Annotated in this window: 23 protein-coding genes; 11 read left to right on the top strand and 12 right to left on the bottom strand. The window is 71.5% G+C overall.

Annotated elements, in window-relative coordinates; genetic code table 11:
• Positions 1-165: 165 nt before the first annotated feature.
• Positions 166-2,271, top strand: coding sequence for a hypothetical protein (locus QCZ28_RS26970; RefSeq protein WP_279519260.1), 2,106 nt, complete (start codon positions 166-168; stop codon positions 2,269-2,271).
• A 68-nt stretch (positions 2,272-2,339) separates the two neighbouring features.
• On the opposite strand, the gene QCZ28_RS26965 is transcribed toward QCZ28_RS26970, so the two are convergent.
• Positions 2,340-3,311 (bottom strand): hypothetical protein, encoded by a 972-nt coding sequence (locus tag QCZ28_RS26965; RefSeq protein ID WP_279519259.1) that lies wholly within the window; start codon positions 3,309-3,311, stop codon positions 2,340-2,342.
• A 174-nt stretch (positions 3,312-3,485) separates the two neighbouring features.
• Here QCZ28_RS26965 and QCZ28_RS26960 point away from each other — a divergent pair, with 174 nt between their 5' ends.
• The 3 genes from QCZ28_RS26960 to QCZ28_RS26955 all read left to right on the top strand — a co-directional run bounded on the left by QCZ28_RS26960 (position 3,486) and on the right by QCZ28_RS26955 (position 4,987).
• Positions 3,486-3,632, top strand: a complete 147-nt coding sequence (locus QCZ28_RS26960) for a hypothetical protein (RefSeq protein WP_279519258.1) — start codon at positions 3,486-3,488, stop codon at positions 3,630-3,632.
• Positions 3,623-3,706: a DUF397 domain-containing protein gene (locus QCZ28_RS34570; RefSeq protein WP_347815135.1), complete on the top strand. Its 84-nt coding sequence runs from the start codon at positions 3,623-3,625 to the stop codon at positions 3,704-3,706. Before QCZ28_RS26960 ends, QCZ28_RS34570 begins: the two co-directional genes overlap by 10 nt.
• 201 nt (positions 3,707-3,907) lie before the next feature.
• On the top strand, positions 3,908-4,987 hold the full coding sequence (locus QCZ28_RS26955; protein WP_279519298.1) for an AI-2E family transporter: 1,080 nt from the start codon (positions 3,908-3,910) through the stop codon (positions 4,985-4,987).
• Between the two features lie 330 nt (positions 4,988-5,317).
• Here QCZ28_RS26955 and QCZ28_RS26950 read toward each other — a convergent pair whose 3' ends face one another.
• The 7 genes from QCZ28_RS26950 to QCZ28_RS26920 form a co-directional block, all read right to left on the bottom strand.
• Positions 5,318-6,127 (bottom strand): alpha/beta hydrolase, encoded by an 810-nt coding sequence (locus QCZ28_RS26950; RefSeq protein ID WP_030333223.1) that lies wholly within the window; start codon positions 6,125-6,127, stop codon positions 5,318-5,320.
• Between the two features lie 136 nt (positions 6,128-6,263).
• The gene (locus tag QCZ28_RS26945; protein WP_244236068.1) at positions 6,264-6,587 is read right to left on the bottom strand and encodes a hypothetical protein; all 324 of its coding nucleotides are present in this window, start codon (positions 6,585-6,587) and stop codon (positions 6,264-6,266) included.
• A gap of 64 nt (positions 6,588-6,651) precedes the next feature.
• Positions 6,652-7,740: a hypothetical protein gene (locus QCZ28_RS26940; RefSeq protein WP_279519257.1), complete on the bottom strand. Its 1,089-nt coding sequence runs from the start codon at positions 7,738-7,740 to the stop codon at positions 6,652-6,654.
• Positions 7,737-8,231, bottom strand: a complete 495-nt coding sequence (locus QCZ28_RS26935; protein WP_030333215.1) for a SigE family RNA polymerase sigma factor — start codon at positions 8,229-8,231, stop codon at positions 7,737-7,739. The genes QCZ28_RS26940 and QCZ28_RS26935 overlap by 4 nt, the downstream gene beginning before the upstream one ends.
• A 40-nt stretch (positions 8,232-8,271) precedes the next feature.
• Positions 8,272-10,062 (bottom strand): 3-hydroxybutyryl-CoA dehydrogenase, encoded by a 1,791-nt coding sequence (locus tag QCZ28_RS26930; protein WP_279519256.1) that lies wholly within the window; start codon positions 10,060-10,062, stop codon positions 8,272-8,274.
• A 150-nt stretch (positions 10,063-10,212) separates the two neighbouring features.
• Positions 10,213-11,283, bottom strand: a complete 1,071-nt coding sequence (locus QCZ28_RS26925; protein WP_279519255.1) for an alpha/beta hydrolase — start codon at positions 11,281-11,283, stop codon at positions 10,213-10,215.
• A gap of 80 nt (positions 11,284-11,363) precedes the next feature.
• Positions 11,364-11,780 carry an FHA domain-containing protein gene (locus tag QCZ28_RS26920; protein WP_279519254.1) on the bottom strand — a complete coding sequence of 139 codons (417 nt, stop codon included), beginning with the start codon at positions 11,778-11,780 and terminating at the stop codon, positions 11,364-11,366.
• A gap of 257 nt (positions 11,781-12,037) precedes the next feature.
• On the opposite strand from QCZ28_RS26920, the gene QCZ28_RS26915 reads away from it, so the two are divergent.
• Both QCZ28_RS26915 and QCZ28_RS26910 read left to right on the top strand, forming a co-directional pair.
• Positions 12,038-13,534 (top strand): aldehyde dehydrogenase family protein, encoded by a 1,497-nt coding sequence (locus QCZ28_RS26915; RefSeq protein WP_279519253.1) that lies wholly within the window; start codon positions 12,038-12,040, stop codon positions 13,532-13,534.
• An 80-nt stretch (positions 13,535-13,614) separates the two neighbouring features.
• Positions 13,615-14,271, top strand: coding sequence for a class I SAM-dependent methyltransferase (locus QCZ28_RS26910; RefSeq protein ID WP_279519252.1), 657 nt, complete (start codon positions 13,615-13,617; stop codon positions 14,269-14,271).
• Positions 14,272-14,342: 71 nt separating this feature from the next.
• On the opposite strand, the gene nucS is transcribed toward QCZ28_RS26910, so the two are convergent.
• Positions 14,343-15,002 carry an endonuclease NucS gene (nucS, locus tag QCZ28_RS26905; RefSeq protein WP_112584054.1) on the bottom strand — a complete coding sequence of 220 codons (660 nt, stop codon included), beginning with the start codon at positions 15,000-15,002 and terminating at the stop codon, positions 14,343-14,345.
• A 71-nt stretch (positions 15,003-15,073) separates the two neighbouring features.
• On the opposite strand from nucS, the gene QCZ28_RS26900 reads away from it, so the two are divergent.
• Positions 15,074-15,691, top strand: a complete 618-nt coding sequence (locus tag QCZ28_RS26900) for a DUF4126 domain-containing protein (protein ID WP_279519251.1) — start codon at positions 15,074-15,076, stop codon at positions 15,689-15,691.
• A 170-nt stretch (positions 15,692-15,861) separates the two neighbouring features.
• A complete protein-coding gene (locus QCZ28_RS26895) occupies positions 15,862-16,158 on the top strand; it encodes a DUF1540 domain-containing protein (protein WP_279519250.1) in 297 nt (98 codons plus the stop codon).
• A gap of 62 nt (positions 16,159-16,220) precedes the next feature.
• Here the strand turns inward: QCZ28_RS26895 and QCZ28_RS26890 are convergent, their stop codons facing one another.
• Positions 16,221-18,227, bottom strand: a complete 2,007-nt coding sequence (locus QCZ28_RS26890) for a protein meaA (RefSeq protein ID WP_279519249.1) — start codon at positions 18,225-18,227, stop codon at positions 16,221-16,223.
• Between the two features lie 151 nt (positions 18,228-18,378).
• Here QCZ28_RS26890 and QCZ28_RS26885 point away from each other — a divergent pair, with 151 nt between their 5' ends.
• Both QCZ28_RS26885 and QCZ28_RS26880 read left to right on the top strand, forming a co-directional pair.
• Entirely contained in the window at positions 18,379-19,230 is an 852-nt protein-coding gene (locus tag QCZ28_RS26885) for an ABC transporter ATP-binding protein (RefSeq protein WP_279519248.1), read from the top strand.
• The gene (locus tag QCZ28_RS26880; RefSeq protein ID WP_279519247.1) at positions 19,227-20,072 is read left to right on the top strand and encodes an ABC transporter permease; all 846 of its coding nucleotides are present in this window, start codon (positions 19,227-19,229) and stop codon (positions 20,070-20,072) included. Before QCZ28_RS26885 ends, QCZ28_RS26880 begins: the two co-directional genes overlap by 4 nt.
• 40 nt (positions 20,073-20,112) lie before the next feature.
• Here the strand turns inward: QCZ28_RS26880 and QCZ28_RS26875 are convergent, their stop codons facing one another.
• Together QCZ28_RS26875 and murA are read right to left on the bottom strand one after the other, a co-directional pair.
• Positions 20,113-20,961, bottom strand: coding sequence for a 3-hydroxyacyl-CoA dehydrogenase family protein (locus tag QCZ28_RS26875; protein WP_279519246.1), 849 nt, complete (start codon positions 20,959-20,961; stop codon positions 20,113-20,115).
• 90 nt (positions 20,962-21,051) lie between these two features.
• Positions 21,052-22,494 (bottom strand): UDP-N-acetylglucosamine 1-carboxyvinyltransferase, encoded by a 1,443-nt coding sequence (gene murA, locus QCZ28_RS26870; RefSeq protein WP_030333192.1) that lies wholly within the window; start codon positions 22,492-22,494, stop codon positions 21,052-21,054.
• Between murA and QCZ28_RS26865 the strand changes: the two genes are divergently transcribed.
• Complete coding sequence (locus QCZ28_RS26865) at positions 22,493-23,065, top strand: cob(I)yrinic acid a,c-diamide adenosyltransferase (protein WP_279519245.1); 573 nt, start codon at positions 22,493-22,495, stop codon at positions 23,063-23,065. The genes murA and QCZ28_RS26865 overlap by 2 nt on opposite strands.
• Positions 23,066-23,412 lie beyond the last annotated feature (347 nt).

Genomic DNA, 23,412 nt, shown 5'->3' with positions numbered 1-23,412 from the left:
GGTCGGGGCATCGACGGCGCGGGGTGACACCGGGTAACCGGTGCCACCTCGCGCCGTATGCGTTTCCCTACCCGTGGTATCCGTCAGCCGCGACGGAGTGAAGTAGCTCCCACAAGGCCCGTCCGTATCGCCCCAGCAGGGCCCGTTGCGTGTGAGGATGGGGGCATGTCGCACGGCGAGGAACTGTTCGCCCTTGGCGGGGACGTGACGACGGAGCCCAGCTTCGAGTCCGCTCTGCGGGGGTACGAGAAGAAACAGGTCGACCGTTATGTCGCGCGTGCTGAGCACGAGATAGCGACCCTCGCCTCGGAACGGGAACAGGCGTACACACAGATCCACAAGCTCGCCGGCCAGGTCGAGGTTCTCCAGCGTGACCTGACCCAGGTGCGCAAGCAGATGAACGTGGTCGACCGGGCGTCGTTCCGCCATCTCGGCCCGCGGGTCGAGTCGATTCTCACTCTCGCGGAGGAGCAGGCCGAGCAGATCCTCGCCGACGCCAGCGGGGAGATCGAGGCCCGTCGCGCCGCGGCCGAGCACATCATCGAGGAGGCCCGCGAGCAGGCCGCGCGGGCGCTGAAGGACTTCGAGATCGCTCTCGCCGCCCGGCGCGCGGAGGAGGAGCGGCACAGCGCCGCCCGGCGGGCCGAGGCGGAGGAGACCCTGCGGTCGGCCAAGGACGAGTCGGCGCAGTTGCGCAAGGCGGCGCAGGACGCCCTGGCGAAGGCCCAGCAGGAGGCCACCCAGCTGCGGGATTCCGCCAAGGAGATCCACACCCGGGCCCAGCAGGAAGCCACCAAGCTGCGCGAGACGGCCCGCGAGACGCTGGCCAACGCCCGGCAGGAGGCCAGCGATCTGCGCGATGCGGCCAAGGAGGTGCATGCCAAGGCCCTCCAGGAGGCCAAACGGCTCACCGACACCGCGACCGAGGCCGGGCGGGCCACCCACGCCAAGGCGCAGCAGGAGGCCAAGCAGATCATCGACGACGCGTCGATGGCCGGGCGGGCCACCCGCGCCAAGGCGCAGCAGGAGGCCGAGCGGCTGACGACGCAGGCCACCGAGTCGGCGAAGCGCAGCCGCGCCGAGACCGAGGCGTACGTGCAGCGGATGCGCACCGAGACCGAGGCGTACGTGCAGCAGACCCGGGCGCAGACCCAGCAGGAACTGGGCGCATGGCGGGCCGGGGTGGAACAGGAGGTCAACTCCCGTCGGGAGGCGGCCGACCGGGAGCTGGCGCAGCGACGGTCCGCAGCCGAGCAGGAGTTCGCCAAGCGCCGCGACGAGTTGGACAAGCAGCACGCGGCACGCCAGCAGGAGCTGGAAGCCGCGTTCACCAGCCGTCAGCAGGAGCTGGAGAGCGGCTTCACCACCCGCCGCGACGAGTTGGAGACGGAGTACTCCACCCGCAAGAACGAGCTGGAGACCGAGTACACCGCCCGCAAGAACGAGATCGAACAGGGTGCGGCCGGCATCCGTCAGGCGGCCGAGCAGGACGCGGCGGCGCTGCGCCAGCGGTCCGAGGCGGAGGCCACCGAGCTGCTGAGCCGGGCCGAGACCGAGGCCGGCGACAAGCGCCGCAAAGCCGACGAGCATGTCGCGGCGTCCCGGCGGCAGTTCGAGGAGTACGCGGCCACCACGCAGCAGCACCTGGCCACCACCCAGCAGCACCTGGCGGCGACGCAGCAGGAGGCGGCGGCGGGCCGGCAGCAGTTGGCCCAGGTGATGTTGGAGATCGCCCAGGCCCAGCAGCAGCTCGCGGATCTGCGGCAGGAGACCTGGAAGGCCCGGCAGGAGTCCGACGAGCTCCAGCGTCAGATGTCCGAGCTGCGGTTGCAGAGTGTCGCCGGCCCGATCGACGGGCCGACCGCACCGGACGCGGCGCCCGACGCGAGCGCGGACCTGTCCGGTGGTGGGGACGACGGCGTGAGCGTTTCCGCCGGCACCGGCGCCCGGTCCGGTCCGGGCGAGTCGGGTACGGGCACCGGACTGAAGGCGGAGCCCGCCGAGACCCGGCAGCCGGTGAACGCGAGTGCGGACGAGTCGGGGCAGCCCACGACGCGGCCGGTGGCCGAGCCGGTGACCACCGTGGACGGTGGGACGGCGAGCGCCGGGGTGGACGGGGAGCCGACCGTGGCCGCCGTGCCGGGCGAGGGTGGCCGGGGCGCCAAGCCCACCAAGATCACTAGCACCGGCGAGAACGGCAAGCGACCCAGCAAGCCGACCACCGACGAGCGCAGCGCCAAGCCCAGCAAGGTCACCCTCGACAAGGACTGACCGGGCCCCATCCAGGTTTCGAGATCTTGGACACTTTCCGTCAGGTGTTAACGGAAAGTGTCCAAGATTCATGTTGCTGGGTGGCGCAGCGGTGGGGTGGGGGTCCAGCCGGCCGCTACGAGAGCGCGGCGGACGGTGTCGGCGACCTCGTCCGGGCGGGCGCGGACCAGCCAGGCCGGGAAGCGCAGGATCCGGTCGCCGCTGGTCCAGACGTCGTTCTGCCGATGCATGTCCGCCGCCCACTGTCGGGCGTCCATGTGGTGCGCCCCGTCGACCTCCACCTGCACCCGCCACTCCCTCCAGTACGCGTCCAGCCAGCGGTTGCGGCCGGCCGCGTCGACCCGGTGTTCCTGAAGATCGGGTGCGGGCAGCCGGTGCCGGCGGCACAGCCGCAGAAAATCGATCTCGGAGAGCGCCTGTGCGCCGCCCGCGAGGTCGCCGGCCGTCTGCCCGATCAGGTGCCGGCGCGGCGCCCGGGGCAGCACGTCGAGCACCGCCCGCAACTCCCCGGGCAGTACCCGGCGTTGCTGACAACCGGCGGCCAGCACCGCCTGCGCCTCGTCCACGCCGGCCGCCCAGCCTGCCGCGTCCACCAGGGCCCGCGCCGTCGTGGTACGCGGCGGACGGGCGAGTTGACGGTGTGATTCGGGCAGCACCGTCGTGCGGTGCACCAGCACCGCGGGCATGTCGATCGGCAGGCGACGCAGTGTGGTCCGCGCCGCACGGCGGGCGGCCGGCACCAGCACGTGCAGTGGTTCGCGGCGCAGCCCTCGTACCCCGGCCTCGGCGGCGGCGGTCACCCCGGCCAGCATCGCCCCCGGTCCGGCGGCCAGCACCGCGACCCACAGTTGCTGGTCGCGGGTCAGGCGGCCGTTGCCGGTCAGCAGGATCCCCCGGCAGATCGACCGCCACCGGCCGGTGCGGATCCGGCCCCGTACCGCCCCCTCGCTGAGCAGCCCGGCGACCTGTGCGGTGGTCAGCACGCCAGCCTGCTCGAAGGCGAGCCAGTCGAGGGCGTCGGCGTCGTCGGCGGGCAGCATCCGAACAGCCTTCACCGCCGGGACGCCGCGTCACCACCAGATCTTGGACAGTTTCCGTCAGGACGTGACGGAAACTGTCCAAGATCTACGAGCCTGGTCGACATCCGGGGTGTCGTCGGCCTTTCCGGACCGTTCAATTCGGCCGGGGGCGCTGACGGTGGTTGGGTGGGGCACATGGAGCACCGGATTGACGGTCGCGTGGTCGGTGGCGACCATGAGGTGGCTACGCTGCTGGCGCGTGGGGAGATGATCAGAAATGGTGCGTTGTCCCGCCGCCAGTCGATCGAACTGATGAAGGAAGTCGTGACCTCATGGACCTGACCGGCCCGGTGCTGGTGTTCACGCCTGCCGCGTGGCGGGCGTTCGTGGCCGTCGCGCGTCGTCCGACGGCCTGAGCCGGGAGGTCCCTGGTGCCACAGCACGACCCGGCTGGCGACGACCCGGACACGACCGCCGATCCCCCGCCAGCGCAAACACCGGAGCCAGCGCAAACACCGCAGCCAGCGCAAACACCGCAGCCGGCGGAGACGGCACAGCGGACGACAACTCCGCAGCCGGTGCAGACGCCACCGCCGGTGCCGGTTCCCGCCCCGGGGATCGACCCGGACGAGCCGCCCGCGGTCCCGTCCGGAAAGTTCGGCACGCCGGGGCGGCCACTGCGCCGCAGCAGTTTCCTGATCGGCTTCACCGGCGCGCTGGGCGTGCTGCTGGCCTACACCCTCTATCTGGGGATTCGCAATGCCGGCGGCATCCTGGTGCTGGTGGTGATCGCGCTCTTCCTCGCTGTCGGTCTCAACCCGGCGGTGGTCCGGCTGGGCCGCTGGGGTGTGCCGCACGGCCTGGCGGTGGCCGCGGTGGCGTTGACAGTGGTGTTGCTGCTCTGCGGCGGCGTGGTGGCGTTGGTTCCGCCGATCGTCACCCAGTCGGGGCAGTTCATCGACCAGATCCCGAGCCTGCTCGACGAGCTGCGCCGCAACCCGACGGTCAATGACCTGGTGGAGCGGTACGACGTGGTGGAGCGGGTGCAGAACGCCGCCAACGCCCAGACGGTCGGGCGGGCGCTCGGCGGCGTGCTGGGCGGCGCACAACTGATCTTCGGCACGGTGTTCCGGACGCTGACCGTGCTGGTGCTGACGATCTACTTTCTGGCCTATTTCGACCGGCTGCGCTCGCTGGGCTACTCGTTGGTGCCCCGGTCCCGGCGGGAGCGGGTGCAGCTGATCGGCGACGAGATCCTGGCAAAGGTCGGCTCGTACATGGTCGGCGCGCTGAGCATCGCGGTGCTGGCCGGGGCGAGCACCTTCGTCTTCGCGCTGGTCGTCGACCTGCCGTACCCGTTCGCGCTGGCCGTGGTCGTCGCGGTGACCGACCTGATCCCGCAGATCGGCGCCACCCTCGGCGCGGTGATCGTGAGCCTGGTCGGCTTCGCCGCGGACCTGCCCACCGGCATCGCCTGCGCGATCTTCTTCCTTATCTACCAGCAGGTGGAGAACTACCTCATCTACCCGAAGGTGATGCGGCGCTCGGTGGAGGTCAACGAGGTGGCCGCCCTGCTGGCCGCGCTGCTCGGGGTGTCGCTGCTGGGCGTGGTGGGCGCGCTGATCGCCATCCCCACGGTGGCCGCCCTGCAACTGATCCTGCGCGAGGTGGTGCTGCCCCGCCAGGAACGCCGCTGAGGTCACACCCCGCGCCGGCCCGCACCGCGCCGCCGCGCCCCGCACCGGCCGACACCGCACCGCCGCGCCCCGCACCGGCCGACACCGCACCGCCGCGCCCCGCACCGCCGCGCCCCGCGCCGCCGCGCCCCGCGCCGCGCCGCGCCGCGCCGCGCCGCGCCGCGCCGCCAAGATCGTGCTCGATCCCGGAGGTAGTGGCCTCGCCATCTTCTGACGCCACTACAAGCAGGATCGAGCACGATCTTGGTGCGGGCACGCGAGGATGCGCGGACCGGGACCGAGGGGCGGGACCGGGACCGGGGCGGGGGACGGACGCGGTAGACGCCCGGGTCAGTCGGCCTGACCGGCGGCCGGGCCGGGGACGGGCGTGTCGGCGAAGGCAGCCACCGTCCGGTCGGCGTACGCGCTGACGTCGCCGGCCTCCATCGGGCCGTCCCAGGTCGTCGGCAGCGGCACCTCGACGGCCGGGTTGACCCGCCGGACGATCTCGTCGAGGACCGTCTCCGCGTCGCCCACCCAGAGGTGCTTGGCACCCGGCACTCCGACCACCTCGGCCTGCGGCACGGCGGCGAACCGCTCCCCCGCCTCGGTGGGGCGCAGGTAGTCGTCGAACTCCGGCACCAGCGCCACCAGTGGCCGACCCGAGCTGGCCCAGGTGGCCAGGTCCTCCGGGGCGGAGAAGCGCAGCGGCGGGGAGAGCAGGATCGCCCCGGCGATCGCCGGGTCGCAGCCGTACTTCAGCGCCAGGTCGGTGCCGAACGACCAACCGACGAGCCAGATGTTGGGCAGCTCGGCGAACTCCGCGTACTCGATGGCGGCGGCCACGTCGTACCGCTCACCCACCGCGCCGTCGAAGGCTCCCTCGCTGGTGCCGCGCACGCTGCTGGTGCCCCGGGTGTTGAACCGCAGCACCGCCAGGTCGGCCAGCGCGGGCAGCCGCCAGGCCGCCTTGCGGAACACGTGGCTGTCCATCATCCCGCCGTGGGTGGGCAGCGGGTGCAGGCAGACCAGGGTGGCCACCGGCGGCCGGTCGGCCGGCAGGGCCAGCTCACCGACCAGCCGCAGACCGTCGGCGGTGTGCAGCTCGATGTCCTCCCGGCGGCCGGGAAGGATCGACGACGCGCGGATCGCTGTGCTCACCGCCCAAGTCTGTCGCGAAGTCGCCGCCGCCGCCCGCCCAGGCGGGAAGAGGGTGACCCAGGTCGCTCGGGGCCGCACGCGCGAGCCGCCCCCGGTGGGCCAGCTCAGTACCGCGAGGCGCCCCCGGTGGGCCAGCTCAGTAGCGCGGGGTGCCCCGGCCGCGCTGCACCGCCGGGCCGCGCCGGTCCCGGGCCCGCCAGCAGCCACTGTGCCAGTGCCGCCGGTCGGTCAGGTCACCCAGGCCGTCTGCCGGCCAGGCCACCAGGTGTGCCACCCCGGGTCGGATCTCCTGGTCACAACCGGGGCAACGGTACGTCTTGACCGACGCGCCGGCGCCGATGCCGCGTACCTGCCAGGCACCGTCGGTCCATTGCTGTACCGAGGCGACGCCCTGCCGGACCCGGTCGGCGTCCAGGTTGGCGTTCTCGTCCCGGCGAGGGCGGTTGCGACGGGGGCTCACAGTCACCAAGCGTACGTTCCGTCGGACGGACCAGGCCTCGGGGCGGTACGTCCGACGGCTGCGTTCACTTCCAGCTCTCCGCCCGCGTCGGGTCCTCGACGACCCGCGCCCCCGCCAGCACGGTCGTCGCGTCCGCCTCGGTGAAGCCGCTCGACGCGCCCGGCTCGACGCCGATCGGCCGCCGGCCCTCCCACTGCCAGTCGAAGTTGGCACTCACCATCGTCTTGGGGATGCCGAGCAAATCCAGGGTCGTACCGTCCGGCGAGAGATACGCGGGCCGGCCAGCGACAGTCCGATTCCCCGCGGTACGGGTGCCGGCCCCGCTCGCGTAGCGGTAGTTCACGAACATGACCTGGTTCGTCGCCCGCCCGAGGACGAAGTTCGAGGTGACCAGCCTCGGGTACGAGCTGACGTCGACCGAGCAGTTGTTGATCGGCCCGCCTTCGGGCAGGGCGTCGAGCCGCAGCGGCACGGCACACGTGCGGGCCTCGTTCCAGCGCAGCGCCTTGACCGCCTGCTCCAGCCCGGCACGGTCCCCCCGCAGGATGACGGCACGGGCGTACAGACCTGGGGCGGGTTGCCACGACTTGACCATTGCACTTGCGCCGCCGCTCGCCGGGTGGATCGTGCCGTCGAAGCTCTGTGGCCCCGGTCCGACCGCGTCGACCTCGACATTGTCGAATGAGACGCTTGTGGACAACTCCGCCTTACTGCTCGCCTCGACATACACCGGCTGATCGTCCCGCACGCTGAGCCGTACCGACTCGGTGTGGCCCCGACTGACCGACCAGCCCAGATAGCGGGCCCGGGCCGGATCGAGGCCGAAGTGCAGCACATCCGGATCACTGCCGACCAGCGCCGGGTCTGCGGCGGCACCGGGCACCCCGTCGGCGCGGGGCGGCACCGGAGGGACCACGATCGGCGTGGTGGCGGTCCAGGGCAGCCGGTCGGACAAACCGTCGAGGCCCGTCCCGGTCACTGCGACGACGCCGAGGACCCCGATCAGGGACAACGCGGTCCCCGCCGCGACCCGGCGGTGCAGTTGCCGGCGGCGGCCCCGAGCACGGGACGCCCGCAGCAGCCGGCCGGTGTCCACGTCGCCCTCGGCACGCTCCCGCAGGGTCTGGACGATCTGTTCGTCGAGGTCTGTCACGGTCGGCTCCCGTTGCTGGCCGGGGCACCGCAGCGCTCCCGGAGGTTGGCGAGCGCCCGCATCGCGTGGGTACGGACGGTGACCGGCGAGCAGTTCAGGATCTGCGCGATCGTCGCGTCGTCGAGGTCCTCGTAGTAGCGCAGCACCAGGACCGCCCGCTGACGGTCGGGCAGGCCCAGGATCAGCCGCCACATCTCGTCCCGGTCGGCCGCTTCGCCGCCCAGGTCGCCCCGGTGCGCCCGCTCGGCGAAGGTGTCGACGACCAGCTCCCGGCTGGACCGTCGCCGCCACCAGGAGATGTTGGCGTTGACCAGCATCCGGCGCACGTACACGTCCGGCCGGTCGGCGCGGGCGATCCTGCGCCACTGCACGTACGCCTGGGACAGTACGTCCTGGGCAAGGTCCTCAGCCCGGTGCTCGTCACCGGTCAGCAGCCGGGCGAGCCGGACCAGCGCCGGACCCCGGCTGCTGACGTACTCCTCGAAGGTCACACCCTGCAGACGCGGTCAGCGCCCACGGGCGTTGACCCGGTCAGCGGTGTGAGTGGTCGCGGAAGCCGCGGCGGGTCTTGCGGCCCAGGTAGCCGGCGGTGACCAGGTGCTCCAGCAGTGGCGCGGGCGCGAAGCCCGGCTCGCGCAGTTCCAGGTACAGCTCGCGTTGGATGGCCAGGGAGACGTCCAGCCCTACCACGTCGAGCAGCTCGAACGGGCCCATCGGGTAACCGCAGCCCAGCTTCATGGCGTGGTCGATGTCGTCCGCGGTGGAGTAGCTGGCCTCCAGCATCTTCACCGCGTCGTTCAGGTACGGGAAGAGCAGCGCGTTGACGATGAACCCGGACCGGTCGCCGCAGACCACGCCGGTCTTGCCGAGGGCGGCGCAGACGGCGCGGGCGGTGGCGGTGGCCTCCGGGGAGGTGCGGATGGTGCGGACGACCTCGACCAGCGGCATGACCGGCGCCGGGTTGAAGAAGTGCAGCCCCACCACGTCGGCCGGCCGCTGGGTGGCCATCGCCACGTCGATCACCGGCAGCGACGAGGTGGTGGTGGCCAGCACGACGCCCGGCTTGCAGATCTCGTCGAGGCTGGCGAAGAGGGCCTTCTTGACGCTCAACTCCTCGACGACCGCCTCGACCACCAGGTCGACGTCGGCGAGGTGGTCGAGCGTGGCGGACCAGCTGATCCGGCCCAGCGCGGCGTCCCGGTCGGCCTCGGCGAGCTTGCCGCGCACCACGCCCTTGTTCAGCGAGGTCTTCACCGCCTCGCAGACCTTCGCGGACTTCTCCGCGCCGCGGGTGACCGAGACGACCTCGTAGCCGGCCTTCGCGAACACCTCGATGATGCCGGTGGCCATCGTCCCGGAACCCACCACGCCGACCTTCGCGATGGCGCGAGCCCCGTCGGCGAGCGCGGCCTCCGTGGCCGGCGGCGTCGCCTCATCCGGTACGACCACCGGGGAGCCGGGCCGCTCGTAGGTGTAGAAGCCCCGGCCGGACTTCCGGCCGAGCAGTCCCGCCGTCACCATCTGCTTGAGCAGCGGCACCGGGGCGTGCCGGCGGTCCCGCCCGCCGCGCCGGTACATGGTGTCGAGGATCTCGTACGCGGTGTCCAGACCGATCAGGTCCATCAGCGCCAGCGGGCCCATCGGCAGGCCGCAGCCGAGTTTCATCGCGGCGTCGATGTCCTCCCGGGTCGCGTAGTGCGACTCGAACATGCCGACGGCGTGGTTGAGGTAGCCGAAGAGCAGCGCGTTGGCGATGAAGCCGGCCCGGTCGTTGATGGTGACGTCGACCTTGCCGAGCCGGGCGCAGAGCGCCTCCACGTCGGCGACCACCTCGGGCGCGGTGACGACGGTGCGGACCACCTCGACCAGCTTCATCACCGGGGCCGGGTTGAAGAAGTGGATGCCGATGACCTGGTTGGGTCGGCTGGTGGCCACCGAGATTTCGGTGACGCTCAGCGACGAGGTGTTGGTGGCGAGGATCGTGTCGGGGCGGCAGACCCGGTCCAGCTCAGCGAAGATCCGCTGCTTGAGGTCCAGGTGCTCGGGCACCGCCTCGATGACCAGGTCGACGGAGTGCAGCGCGTCCAGCCCGACCGCGAAGTGCACCCGCTCGTGCAGGGCGTCGCGGTCCGCCTCGGCGAGCTTGCCCTTGGCGACCGCCCGGTCGGTGGAGCCCTTCAGGGTGGCCCGGCCGCGTTCCAGGGCGGGTGCGGAGATCTCCACGGCCACCACGTCGATGCCGTTGCGGGCGAAGACCTCGACGATGCCGGCACCCATGGTGCCCAGCCCGACCACGCCTACGGTGCTGAACTCGCGCGCCACGACCGGCCTCCCCAGAGACTCCGCACGGCCACTGAACGGCCGCTAAGGTTATGCGCGCGAGTCTGCCACGTGACGGTGAGTTGTCGAGACGCCGTGGCATATTTCACCCACGGCACGGCGCTGCTTTCCGGCCCACCGTCGGGCCGTCGGTCAGGCGGTCGACCCGCTGGTCAGGGCCAACAACTCGGCGACGAACTCCGCCGGGCGCTCCAGGTGCGGGCTGTGCCCGCAGGCGGGCAGCACCACCTCGTGGTACGCCCCGCCGGCCGCCGCGTACCGGTCGAGCACCGCCCGGGTCTGGCCGACCATCGGCTGCGGCGGGCAGGCGTCCGCGCCGGGCCAGCCGGGCACGAGGTCCAGCGAACCGAGGTACGCCAGGTCGAACAGCGAGGTGTCCGAGACGATGACGTCGGCGTCGCCGCGTACCCAGGTGACCGGCGGTTTCTCGGCGACGGCCACCAGGTCGTCGGCGAGCCGGAACCAGGTCGGCGCGAGCGCGTTGAGCACGCCGCGCTCCCCCGGCGCGGTGCCCGGCCAGTTCTCCGACGGCACCGCCGTGCCCGGGTAGTTGTCGTCCCCGGTCGCTGTGGAGAGCACGGTGTCCAGCAGCAGTTCCTCGTCCGCGCCGAGCGAGGCGGGATCGGCCACATAGGTGCTTCGCAGTACAGCGCGCGGGCTGGCCGGCGCGTCGGTGCTCCGGTCACCGGCGGCGAGTCGGGCCACGAAGTCCCGGTTCGCCGTGCCCGCGCCGGTGCCGGCGAAGTCGGGGGTGGTCGGCGTGCCGGTCAGGTCACGGGTGCCACCGAAGCCGTACGGGGAGACCGGAGCGGCGAGCAGCAACGCCCCCACCCGGTGCGGGTGGTCGACCAGCAGGCTCATCGCCACCCCGCCGCCGAGGGAGTGCCCGACCACCACCGGGCGCGCGTCGGCGGCGAAGAGCGTGGGGTCGGCCAGCAGGGCGGCGACGTCGTCGGCGAAGTCCCGCAGGCCCCGGGTGGCGTCCACCGGGGCGGTCGCGGAGTCGCCGTACCCCCGCAGGTCGGGGGCGACCACCCGCAGCGTCGGTGGTAGCCGGCGGACCAGCGGCTCCCAGAACAGCGCGGACGAGCAGTTGCCGTGGATCAGCAGCACCGGTGCGCCGTCCGGCGGGCCGGCCACCCGTACCGCCTGGGTGATGCCGTTCGCCGTCACGATCCGCTGCTCGGTTTCCATCCGCGGCATGCTGCCACGGGTGTTCCCGCCGGTCCAGGTGTCGGACCGCCATCCAGCGCGGCCGCCCGGTGTGGCTGACCGCCAGACGGTCAGCGGCGGGTGCCCGGCGGTGCGGCCAGGGGCAGCGGCAGAGTCGGCCGGACGTCGCGCCGGGACGGGCCGAAGCTGAGCCCCACCGGGTCGGTGAGCGCCACCCCGGGGTCGAACAGGCGCAGTTCGGTACGGCCCAGCCGGATCACGTCACCGTCGGAGAGTCGTTCCACCTCGGTGATCCGCCGGTCGTTGAGCCAGGTGCCATTTGTCGAGCCGAGGTCCCGCAGGGACGGCCCTTCCGGTGCCAGCCACACCTCGGCGTGGCGACGGCTCAGGTGCGGGTCGTTGATGACCACCTGGCCGCTCGGCGCCCGGCCGATCACCTGTATCTCGGCTCGCATACGAAAACTCGCGCCGCGCATCGGCCCACCCGCGACCGTCAACAGCGGCATCAGTTCCGGATGTTCCTCCATGGACAGTCAGCCCTCCACCCCACACCGTCACTCCGCGCGTCAGCTTGCCATCAGACGGTAGTCGTCAATACCGACCGGCCGGTCAGCCTCTCGTCACCTCCCGGACACCTGCCGTTCGACGATTCGGGCGGGCCGCACTCGCCACCACCACGCTGACCTGCACTGATCAACGATCGGTCGGGTTGGTGTGACGCCGGCCCCCCGGCCCCGAATCGGCGACCCTACCGGTGAGTAATCCTCGGGTCTAGACTTCCGCCATGACGGCAGTGCATATCCCGGGCGTTCCGGTCATCGAAGCGGGTCAGTTGGTCTCCACCAGCCCGGCGACCGGCGTCGAGGCCGGTCGCTTCCCGGTCGCCACCGAGGCCGACGTGCGGCAGGCCGTCGCCCGCACCCGCGCCGCCGGCGACTGGTGGGCCAGCCTGGGCTTCACCGGCCGCCGTCAGCGGATGCTGCGCTGGCGTGCCCTGCTCGCCACGCGCATCGAGCAGTTGGCCGAGTTGGTGCACGTCGAGGGCGGAAAGCCGGTCGCCGACGCCATCGTCGAGATCGTCACCGCGATCGAGCACATCGACTGGGCCGCCCGTAACGCCGGTCGCGTGCTCGGCCCACGCCGGGTGCGGTCCCGACTGATCCTCGCCGAGTTCTCCGGGCACCTCGAATACCAGCCGTACGGGGTGGTCGGCGTGATCGGGCCGTGGAACTATCCGGTCTTCACGCCCATCGGCTCCGCCGCGTACGCCCTCGCCGCCGGCAACGGCGTGGTGCTCAAGCCGAGCGAGTACACCCCGGCCGTCGGCCAGTGGCTGGTGGACAGCTTCGCCGAGGTGGTGCCGGAACATCCGGTGTTCACCGCCGTGCACGGGCAGGGCGACGTGGGCGCCGCGCTGTGCCGCTCCGGCGTCGACAAGCTGGCCTTCACCGGCTCCACCGCCACCGCCCGCAAGGTGATGGCCGCCTGCGCCGAGTCGCTGACCCCGGTGCTCATCGAGGGCGGCGGCAAGGACGCCATGATCGTCGACAGCGACGCCGACCTGGACGCCGCCGCCGAGGCGTGCGTCTGGGGCGGCATGACCAACGCGGGGCAGACCTGCATCGGCATCGAGCGGGTGTACGCCGTCGACGCCGTCTTCGACACCTTCGTCGACAAGGTGGTGGCCCGCGCCGGTCGGCTGACGGTCGGGCCGCAGGGCACCGACATCGGCCCGATCACCATGCCCCAGCAGATCGACGTGATCCGTCGGCACATCGACGCCGCGATCACGTCCGGTGGGCGCGCCGTGCTCGGCGGCCCGGGCGCTGTTCAGCCGCCGTACGTCCACCCCACAGTGCTGGTGGACGTCCCGGAGGACTCGGCCGCGATCCGCGAGGAGACCTTCGGCCCGACGCTGACCATCAGCCGGGTCCGCGACGCCGACGAGGCCGTCAACCGCGCCAACGCCCTGTCGTACGGCCTCGGTGGTTCGGTCTTCGGCCGGCGGCGCGCGGTGGCCATCGCCCGGCGGCTGCGCTCCGGGATGGCGTCGATCAACTCCACGCTGACCTTCGCCGGCATGTCCACCCTGCCGTTCGGCGGTGTCGGTGACTCCGGTTTCGGCCGGATCCACGGTGAGGACGGCCTGCGTGAGTTCGGTCGGGCCAAGGCGATCACCCGACGCCGCGCCCGGTCGCTGCTGCCGTCGATGACCTTCGACCGCACCCCCACCGACGTGGCCCGACTCGTCAAGGCCATCAAGGTCATGTACGGGAGGTAAGTGTCGGATAGCCGATCTTCAAGAAGGATCGGCGTATCCACATGTTTATACGCCGTGGTCGCGGCGGTACATTGCGTTAAATGGGCCCCAATCGATTGCGCTACCGCCTTGTCGACAGTGACCAGTCGTGGAGCGCCCGACGGCGTCGGCACCGCTCGGACTGGCTGGCGCGCACCTTCCCGGACATCGGCGACATGCACGTCGTCGATCTCGGTGGCCGGCTCGGCACCTGGCACCGCGCCACCGTCCGGCCGGCCCACGTGACAGTCGTCAACCTGGAGTCGCCGCCCACCGCCGTCCCGGACTGGGCCCACGTCGAGCAGGCCGACGCCTGCGACCTGCCCCCGCACCTGGCCAAGGGCAGCTACGACCTGGTCTTCTCGAACTCCGTGCTGGAGCATGTGGGCGGGCACGAACGCCGGATCCGCTTCGCCGCCGCCGCCCGCTCCCTTGCCGACCGGCACTGGGTGCAGACCCCCTACCGCTACTTCCCCATCGAGCCACACTGGATCGCGCCGGGCATGCAGTTCCTGCCGGTCCGGCTACGCACCGCGTTCGCCCGCCGCTGGCCGTTGGGGCACAAGCCCACCCGCAGCCACGACGCCGCCATCCACCAGGTGCTCTGGACCGAGTTGTTGGACCGCTCGCAGATGCGGCACTACTTCCCCGACTCCACCATGCTGGTGGAGCGGGTGTTCGGCCTGCCGAAGTCGCTGATCGCGGTGCGCACCGGGTAGGGCCTGTTTCGTAGGGGCGGTCGAGCCGCAGGCCGGCCAGTTCCTACGAAACAGGCCCTAAGGCGCCGGGGTCAGAAGAGGGTCAGCTCGTCCTTCACGATGCCGCGCAGCTTGTCGTAGTCCACCACCACACAGCGGATGCCCCGGTCGGTGGCGAGCACCCGGGCCTGCGGCTTGATCTCCTGAGCGGCGAAGACCCCGACGACCGGGCTGAGCAGCGGGTCGCGGTTCATCAACTCGAGATAGCGGGTCAGCTGCTCCACCCCGTCGATGTCGCCACGCCGCTTGACCTCGACGGCCACCGAGCCGGAGTTGGCGTCCCGGCAGAGCAGGTCCACCGGGCCGATCGCCGTCATGTACTCGCGGCGGACCAGGGTGAACCCCTCACCCAGGGCACCCGGGTTGGCGGCCAGCAACTCCTGCAGGTGCGCCTCCACCCCGTCCTTGCGAAGACCCGGGTCCACCCCCAACTCGTACGAGGTGTCCTGGAAGATCTCCTCCAGGGTGATCCGCAGCTCCTCGCCGGCCTTGTTGACGACCCGCCACACCCCGGGGGCCTCCTCCAGCCGGCAGGGCGGGCTCATCCAGTTCAACGGCTTGTACGCCCGGTCGTCGGCGTGAATGGACACCGACCCGTCCGCCTTCACCATCAGCAACCGGGTGGCCAGCGGCAGGTGAGCCGAGAGCCGTCCGACGTAGTCCACCGAGCACTTCGCAATGACCAACCGCACCCGACGAGGGTAGCCGAGCACCCACCGGTCGCCAGCGAGCGGCACTGGCGCGTCGATGCGATGCTGAGATCGTGTTCGAAGTCCTCACCGGCACCGGTCTCGCCGCCTCGGCGGGGCTGAACGCCTACATACCCCTGCTCATCCTCGGCCTGCTCGGCCGCTACACCGACCTGATCGACCTGCCCAGCGGCTGGACCTGGCTCGGCAACGGCTGGGTCATCGTCATCATGGCCGTCCTGCTCGCCGTGGAGGTGGTGGCGGACAAGGTGCCAGTGGTCGACCACATCAACGACGTGGTGCAGACAGTGGTCCGACCCACCGCCGGTGGTCTGGCCTTCGGTGCCGGCTCCTCGTCGGAGACGGTGACGGTCAGCGACCCGGGCAGCTTCTTCTCGTCCCACCAGTGGGTGCCGGTCGTCACGGGCGTACTGCTGGCGTTGGGCGTGCACCTGCTCAAGTCGGCGGCCCGGCCCGTCGTCAACGCGGCCACCGCCGGTTTCGGCGCCCCGGTGGCCAGCACCGCCGAGGACGCCACCAGCGTGGTGGTCTCCCTGGCGGCGATCATCCTGCCGGTGCTGGTGCTCGTCTTCCTGGTCGGCCTGGCCTTCTTCATCTTCTGGTTCGTCCGCCGCCGTGGCGAACGACGCCGTGAACGGGAGGCCGCCCGCGCCGCCGGCTTCCGCGTCTGACGCTTGATCGACTCGGGTTTCTGCAAACCGGGCCATCCCCCGCAGCGGGACACCCCGCGTTCCGGAAACCCGAGTCGATCACGCTGGGCGGCGATCGGCGGCCCGCTATACCGGGGTCCCGGGCACCGACAAAAGCCTAGAATCGGGGCAAGAGCCTAGAGGAGGTCGGCATGACCGCAGCGTTGGAGATGCCCCGAGTCCAGGAATGCGTGGTGGCCGCGTGCGCGTACAACCAGTCGGGTGACTGCCACGCCTTCGCGATCACCATCGGCAGCATGGATCACGCCCACTGCCACACCTTCGTCGAGTCGCCCGTCCGCGGCGGCGTGGACAGCCTGATCGCGCAGGTCGGCGCCTGCCAGCGCTCCGACTGCCGGCACAACGAGCAGTTGGAGTGCCACGCGTCGTCGATCAGGGTCGGCCCGGACAACGACATGGCCGACTGCATGACCTACGCCGGCCGCTGACCCGCGCCGGCCGGCGACCTGCCGGCCGCTGACCCGCGCCGACCCGCCGGGGTGACGAGTGATCAGGGCAGGTCGTTGGCGCGACGGATGACCGTCACCAGGTCGTCGATGATGCCGGTGAGGGCGAAGTCCTTCGGGGTGAAGACCCGGGCGACCCCGGCCGCCCGGAGGGTGTCCGCGTCACCGGCCGGGATGATGCCGCCCACCACCACCGGCAGGTCCGCCCGACCGGCGGCGCGCAGCCCGTCGAGCACCGCGGGCACGGCGGCCAGGTGCGACCCGGAGAGCACGGATAGCCCGACCAGGTCGACGTCCTCCTCCACCGCGGCGGCCACGATCTGCCCCGCGGTCAACCGGATGCCCTGGTAGACCACCTCGAAGCCGGCGTCGCGGGCGCGTACCGCGATCTGTTCCGCGCCGTTGGAGTGCCCGTCCAGGCCGGGTTTGCCGACCAGCAGCCGCAGCCGGCCGCTGCCCAGCTCCCGGGCGGTGGCGGTGACCCGCTCGCGGACCGCGGCGAGACCCGGCTCCCCGCCGCCGCCGGTCGCGCCGGCCAGGCCGGTCGGTGCCCGGTACTCGCCGAAGACCTGGCGCAGCGCGCCGGCCCACTCGCCGGTGGTCACCCCGGCCCGCACGCACTCCAGTGTCGCCGGCATCAGGTTGGCGGTGGTCGCGGCGTCCGCGCGGAGCCGGGTCAGCGCCGCGTCGACCACTGCCGCGTCCCGGTCGGCCCGCCACCGGCGTACGCCGTCCGCGGCGGCCTCCTCGACGGCGGGATCGACCTGTTCGACGGCGCCCGCACCGGCGGCGGTCAGCGGGGAGGGCTCGGTCTCGGTGTACCGGTTGACCCCGACCACCACATCGGCACCGGACTCCATCCGGCGACGACGGTCGGCCAGCGAGGCGACCAGCGCGCTCTTGAGGTAGCCGGTCTCCACGGCGGCGACGACACCGCCCAGCTCCAGCACCTTGTCCAACTCGGTCCGCGCCCCGGTGACGATGTCGTCGACCAGCGCGGTCATCACGTGCGACCCGGCGAAGAGGTCGGGATATTCGAGCAGGTCCGACTCGTACGCCAGGACCTGCTGCATCCGCAGCGACCACTGCTGGTCCCAGGGGCGGGGCAGGCCGAGCGCCTCGTTCCAGGCGGGCAGTTGGACCGCCCGGGCCCGGGCGTCGCGGGACATCGTCACGCCGAGCATCTCCAGCACGATGCGCTGGATGTTGTTCTCCGGTTGCGCCTCGGTGAGGCCGAGCGAGTTGACCTGCACGCCGTAGCGGAACCGCCGCTGTCGGGCGTCGGTGACCCCGTACCGGTCCCGGGTGATCTCGTCCCAGAGCACGCCGAACGCGCGCATCTTGGCGATCTCCTCGACGAAGCGCACCCCTGCGTTGACGAAGAACGAGATCCGCTGGACCACGTCGCCCATCCGTTCGGCGGGCACCTGGCCGGAGTCGCGCACGGCGTCGAGCACGGCGACCGCGGTGGCCAGCGCGAAGCCGACCTCCTGCACGGGCGTGGCGCCGGCCTCCTGCAGGTGGTACGAGCAGATGTTGACCGGGTTCCACCGGGGCATCTCCCGCAGCGTGTACGCCACCACGTCGGCGGTGAGCCGCAGCGACGCCGCCGGCGGAAAGATGTAGGTGCCCCGGGACAGGTACTCCTTGATGATGTCGTTCTGGGTGGTGCCGGCGCAGCGGGTCAGGTCCGCGCCCTGCTCCAGCCCGACGGTGCCGTACAGGGCGAGCAGCCACATCGCCGGGGCGTTGATGGTCATCGAGGTGTTCGTGTCGGCGAGCGGGAGACCGTCGAAGAGCGCCCGCATGTCGCCGAGGTGGGCCACCGGCACACCGACCCGTCCGACCTCACCGGCGGCGAGTTCGTGATCCGGGTCGTACCCGGTCTGGGTGGGCAGGTCGAAGGCGACCGAGAGCCCGGTCTGCCCCTTCGCCAGGTTGCGGCGGAAGAGGGCGTTGGTCGCCGCTGCCGACGAGTGGCCGGCGTAGGTGCGCATCACCCACGGGCGGTCCCGCTCGGGCAGCCGCCCCGGGAATGCCGTCTCATCCATGGCCGGAGTCTAAGTTACCGTTCAGTAAAAAGGGTTGTGGAAAACCACACAGGTCCATGTCGGGGACGTCCGGGTGTCAAGTTCCCGCAGTGGCGCGGACCGCCACACCCCGGGCACCATGCGGGCCGGGTCAGGACGCACACTGGACGGCATGGATGACGAGCTGGCCATCTCCGTCCGAGGGCTGCGCAAGGCGTACGGCGACAACGTGGCGGTGGCGGGCGTGGATCTCGACGTGCACCGCGGCGAGGTGTTCGCGTTGCTCGGCCCGAACGGCGCCGGCAAGACCACCACCGTGGAGATCCTGGAGGGTTACCGACACCGGGATGCCGGCGAGGTCTCCGTGCTCGGCGCGGACCCGGCGCACCCGGACATCGACTGGCGCTCCCGGGTCGGCATCGTGCTGCAGGGCACCGGCGAGTTCGACGAGCTGACAGTGGCCGAGGTGGTCCGGCACTTCTCCGGCTTCTATCCCGACGCCGACGACCCGGCGAAGGTGATCGAGCGGGTCGGGCTGGCCGGCAAGGCGAGGGCCCGCACGCACACCCTCTCCGGCGGGCAGAAGCGTCGCCTGGACGTGGCCCTGGGCATCATCGGCCGACCGGAGCTGCTCTTCCTCGACGAGCCGACCACCGGCTTCGACCCGGAGGCCCGCCGCGAGTTCTGGGAGCTGATCCGCGACCTCGCTGCGGCCGGCACCACCATCGTGCTCACCACCCACTACCTGGACGAGGCCGAGGCCCTCGCCGACCGGGTCGGCGTGATCGCCGGTGGTCGGCTGGTCGAGGTCGCCGCTCCCAACCGGCTGGGCAATCGGCAGGAGGCCCTCGCCACGGTTTCCTGGCGTACCCCGGAAGGGGCGGTGCAGAGCGCGCAGACCGCGACGCCGACGGCCTTCGTGGCCGACCTCGCCGCGCGCCACGGCGGTGAGGTCCCCGGTCTCACGGTGACCCGGCCGACCCTGGAGGACGTCTACCTCACGATGATCGGACACTCGCGATGACGACCACGACGAAGCCGGCGACGCCGGTCACCGCGACCCGCGGCCGACGGCCGGGCGCCGGCGCGCTCGCCCTGCGCCAGGGCCGACTGGAGATCACCCAGTTCCTGCGCAGCCGGGAGTCCGTCGTCTTCACGCTGGGGTTCCCGGTCATCATGATCCTGATCTTCGCGTCGATCTTCGACGGGACGATCGGCGGCGGGGTGAAGTTCACCCAGTACTTCATCACCGGCATGATCGCGACCGGCCTGATGACGGTGAGCTTCCAGAACCTCGGCATCTGGATCCCCGTCGAACGGGACCGGGGCGTGCTCAAGCGCTACCGGGGCACGCCGATGCCGAAGTGGGTCTGGTTCGCCGGCAAGGTGATCATGGTGGTGGTGATCGGCATCGCCGAGACGGCGCTGCTGCTGGCCTTCGCGGTGGCGCTGTTCGACCTCGACCTGCCGGGCACCGCCGGGAAGTGGCTCACCTTCGGCTGGGTCGCCGTGCTCGGGGTGACCGCGTGCACCCTGTGCGGCATCGCCATCTCGTCGCTGGCCCGCACCGCCCGCAGCGGCTCGGCGGTGGTCACCCCGGTCTCCCTGATCCTTCAGTTCATCTCCGGGGTGTTCTTCGTCTTCACCGACCTGCCCACCTGGATGCAGCAGGTGGCGGCGCTGTTCCCGCTCAAGTGGATGTGCCAGGGGCTGCGGGCGGTCTTCCTGCCGGAGAGCTTCGGCGCCCAGGAGCCGGGCGGCTCGTTCGAGCTGGGCCGGGTCGCGCTGGTGCTGGCCCTGTGGTGCGTGATCGGTGTGGTGCTCTGCCTGACCACCTTCCGCTGGACCACCAAGCGCGACGGCTGAGCGGCCGGCCGGGGCGGTTGACCGCCCCGGCCGCCACACCTCAGTACGTGTAGAAGCCCTTGCCGGTCTTGCGGCCCAGGTCACCGGCGGTAACCATCCGCTGGAGCAGCTCCGGCGGGAAGAACTTCTCGTCGGCCGTGTCGGTGTAGATGTTCCTCGAGGCGTGCAGCAGCACGTCCACGCCGGTCAGGTCGGTGGTGGCCAGCGGGCCCATGGCGTGCCCGAAGCCCAGCCGGCAGGCGGTGTCCAGGTCCTCCGCCGACACCACGCCAGACTCGACCAGCTTCACCGCCTCCATCACCAGGGCGGAGATCAGCCGGGTGGTGACGAAACCGGCGATGTCCCGGTTGACCACCACGACCGTCTTGCCGATCTCCTCGGCGAAGGCCCGCGCGGTGTCCAGCGTGGCGTCGGTGGTCTTGTAGCCGCGCACCAGCTCGCAGAGCTGCATCATCGGCACCGGGGAGAAGAAGTGGGTGCCGACGACCGCCTCGGGCCGCTCGGTCACCGCGGCGATCTGGGTGACCGGGATGGCCGAGGTGTTGGTGGCGAGCACCGCGTCCGACTTGCAGATCTTGTCTAGGGCGCGGAACACCTCGTGCTTGATCTCCAGGCGCTCGAAGACCGCCTCGACCACGATGTCCGCGTCCGCCGCCGCCTCCAGGTCGGTGGTCGGGGTGATCCGCGCGAGGGTCGCCTCGACCTCGGACGCCTCGATCCTGCCCTTCTCGGCGAACTTCTCCAGTGACTTCCGAATGCCGCCCACACCCCGGGTGGTGGCCGCGTCGTCCAGGTCGCGCAGCGTCACCTGCCAGCCCGCCTGCGCCGCCACCTGGGCGATGCCGGAACCCATCAACCCGGCCCCGACGACCGCGAGTCGACCCGCCATCTGCTTCTCCCTCGCTGCGATTGAGTGCCTGCCTGCACCCTAGTCGGCGAGCCTGAACGATGGCTAAGTGGCGGTCGGGACGGGTCGACCTCAGATCTCCAGCGCCGGCTCCTCCGGCGTGGTGCCCCGCTCGACAGCCACCCCGAGCGCGCGCAGGTCGGCCACGAAGTCCGGGTAGCCCCGGTCGACGTGGTGCACGTGGGAGACCTCGGTGACCCCGTCCGCGCAGAGCCCGGCGATGATCAGCCCCGCGCCGGCACGGATGTCGGTGGCCCGCACCGGGGCGCCGGAGAGCCGGTCCCGTCCCCGGACCACGGCGTGGTGCCCGTCGGTCTTGATGTCCGCGCCGAGCCGCATCATCTCGTTGGCGAACATGAACCGGCCGTCGAAGATGTTCTCGGTGATCAGCGACGCGCCGTCACTCACGGCCGCCAGCCCGATCGCCATCGGCAGCAGGTCGGTGGCGAAGCCGGGGTACGGCAGCGTCACCACGTCCACCGCCCGGGGCCGCTCGTCCATCCGCACCCGGAAGCCGTCCCCCCGCGTCTCCACCAGCCCGCCGGCGGCGACCACCTTGTCCAGCGCGACCTCCAGGAAGGCCGGGTCCAGCCCGGTCACCGTCACGTCGCCCCGGGTCATCGCCGCGCCGAACGCCCAGGTGCCGGCGACGATCCGGTCCCCCACCGTGGCGTGGCGCACCGGGCGCAGACCGGGCACACCGGTGATCCGCAACGTGGACGTGCCCGCGCCGGCGATGCGCGCGCCCATCTGGTTGAGCATCGTGCAGATGTCGACGATCTCCGGCTCCCGCGCCGCGTTGTCGATCATCGTGGTGCCCTGGGCCAACACCGCCGCCATCACCAGGTTCTCGGTGGCGCCGACGCTGGGAAAGTCCAGCATGATGTCCGCGCCACGCAGCCCGTGCGGGGCGGACGCGATGACGAACCCGTGCTCACCGGAGATCTCCGCGCCCATCCGGGTCAGCCCGGAGATGTGCATGTCCAACCCCCGCGACCCGATCGCGTCGCCGCCGGGATGGGCCACCCGCACGTACCCCCGGCGCGCCAGCAGCGGGCCGAGCACGCAGATCGACGCGCGCAACCGGCGGACCAGGTCGTAGTCGGCCTCCGCGCCCGGCTGCTCGGGTACGTCGATCGTCACCGACCGGGACCGGGCCACGCCGCCACGAGCGACCATCGGGTCGACCGGGTCGTCCGCGTCGAACTGGACGTCGCAGCCCAGCCGACGCAGCACCTCCCCCATGATCGCGATGTCGGTGATCCGGGGGACGTTGGTGATCACGCTGCGGCCGGGGGCGAGCAGCGCCGCCGCCATCAGCTTCAACGCCGAGTTCTTGGCACCGACCACGTGCACGGTGCCGGCCAGTCGGGCGTCACCGCGGACCCGGATGACGTCGACGTCGTTGACCGCCGGATCGCCGGCGTCGCCGGGGCCCACCACCACCGGCCAGCCGGCGGTGCTGTCCGGCCGCGCCGGGATCGTCAGGTCGGGTATCCGTAGGCTGTGCGTCATGGCCGTCCACCTCACGCGCATCTACACCAAGGCCGGCGATGCCGGCATGACCAGGCTGAGCAACAACGAGCAGGTGCCGAAGACCGATCCGCGGATCGCCGCGTACGCGGATGTCGACGAGTGCAACGCGGCGATCGGCGTCGCGCTCGCGCTCGGCAACCTCGACGAGGAGCTTCGCGGCGTGCTGGGGTCGGTGCAGAACGACCTGTTCGACGTCGGCGCCGACCTGTCCACCCCGGTCGAGCCGGAGCCGAAGTACCCGCCGCTGCGGGTGACCGAGGAGTACGTCGAGCGCCTGGAGGGCTGGTGCGACGAGTACAACGCACGCCTGAGCAAGCTCGACTCCTTCATCCTCCCCGGCGGCACCGCAGGCGCGGCGCTGCTGCACGTGGCGCGGACCGTCGCCCGGCGTGCCGAACGGGCGGCGTGGGCGCTGGTCGCCCACGATCCGGACCGAACCAGCACGCTCCCGGCAAAGTATCTCAACCGGCTCTCCGATCTGCTCTTTATCCTGTCAAGAACGGCAAATCCGGCAGGAGATGTGCTATGGGTGCCGGGCGGCAAGCGCTGAACGTCGGCGCTCCGCACCACGTCGAGGTCTGAGTTCCCACTCTGCCCGCCACCACGCGTCGCCAAGCCCGACTCGTCCTCCGGCGACCCCCCGCCACGGCCAGGGCGTGTCACCACCTAGATCGACTCGGGTTCCATGAAGTCGGGCCATCCTGGCCACCAGGACGCCACGGTTTCAAGAAACCCGAGTCGATCACCGCGCCCGGCCACCAAACAGGCGAGACTCGACTTTCTCAGGCAACGGCAGGTGATTGAAAACCACGCCAGAACGGCGGACAGTGCCCACGAAGGGGTTTCCGGGGCAGCCCGCCCGGCGCAGGGATCAAGCCTGACCGCCCTGCGCCGGGC

Origin of the sequence: Micromonospora sp. DH14 (genome assembly GCF_029809455.1) — a bacterium.
Lineage (GTDB): Bacteria > Actinomycetota > Actinomycetes > Mycobacteriales > Micromonosporaceae > Micromonospora > Micromonospora parva.
This window is presented reverse-complemented; position numbering and strand designations above follow the sequence as displayed.

Coding starts and splice junctions, on each gene's coding strand:
- QCZ28_RS26970 (WP_279519260.1), top strand. CDS start 166: ATGTCGCACGGCGAGGAACTGTTCGCCCTTGGCGGGGACGTGACGACG.
- QCZ28_RS26965 (WP_279519259.1), bottom strand. CDS start 3,311: ATGCTGCCCGCCGACGACGCCGACGCCCTCGACTGGCTCGCCTTCGAG.
- QCZ28_RS26960 (WP_279519258.1), top strand. CDS start 3,486: ATGGAGCACCGGATTGACGGTCGCGTGGTCGGTGGCGACCATGAGGTG.
- QCZ28_RS34570 (WP_347815135.1), top strand. CDS start 3,623: ATGGACCTGACCGGCCCGGTGCTGGTGTTCACGCCTGCCGCGTGGCGG.
- QCZ28_RS26925 (WP_279519255.1), bottom strand. CDS start 11,283: ATGCCGCGGATGGAAACCGAGCAGCGGATCGTGACGGCGAACGGCATC.
- QCZ28_RS26920 (WP_279519254.1), bottom strand. CDS start 11,780: ATGGAGGAACATCCGGAACTGATGCCGCTGTTGACGGTCGCGGGTGGG.
- QCZ28_RS26915 (WP_279519253.1), top strand. CDS start 12,038: ATGACGGCAGTGCATATCCCGGGCGTTCCGGTCATCGAAGCGGGTCAG.
- QCZ28_RS26910 (WP_279519252.1), top strand. CDS start 13,615: ATGGGCCCCAATCGATTGCGCTACCGCCTTGTCGACAGTGACCAGTCG.
- QCZ28_RS26895 (WP_279519250.1), top strand. CDS start 15,862: ATGACCGCAGCGTTGGAGATGCCCCGAGTCCAGGAATGCGTGGTGGCC.
- QCZ28_RS26890 (WP_279519249.1), bottom strand. CDS start 18,227: ATGGATGAGACGGCATTCCCGGGGCGGCTGCCCGAGCGGGACCGCCCG.
- QCZ28_RS26885 (WP_279519248.1), top strand. CDS start 18,379: ATGGATGACGAGCTGGCCATCTCCGTCCGAGGGCTGCGCAAGGCGTAC.
- QCZ28_RS26880 (WP_279519247.1), top strand. CDS start 19,227: ATGACGACCACGACGAAGCCGGCGACGCCGGTCACCGCGACCCGCGGC.
- QCZ28_RS26875 (WP_279519246.1), bottom strand. CDS start 20,961: ATGGCGGGTCGACTCGCGGTCGTCGGGGCCGGGTTGATGGGTTCCGGC.
- QCZ28_RS26865 (WP_279519245.1), top strand. CDS start 22,493: ATGGCCGTCCACCTCACGCGCATCTACACCAAGGCCGGCGATGCCGGC.
- murA (WP_030333192.1), bottom strand. CDS start 22,494: ATGACGCACAGCCTACGGATACCCGACCTGACGATCCCGGCGCGGCCG.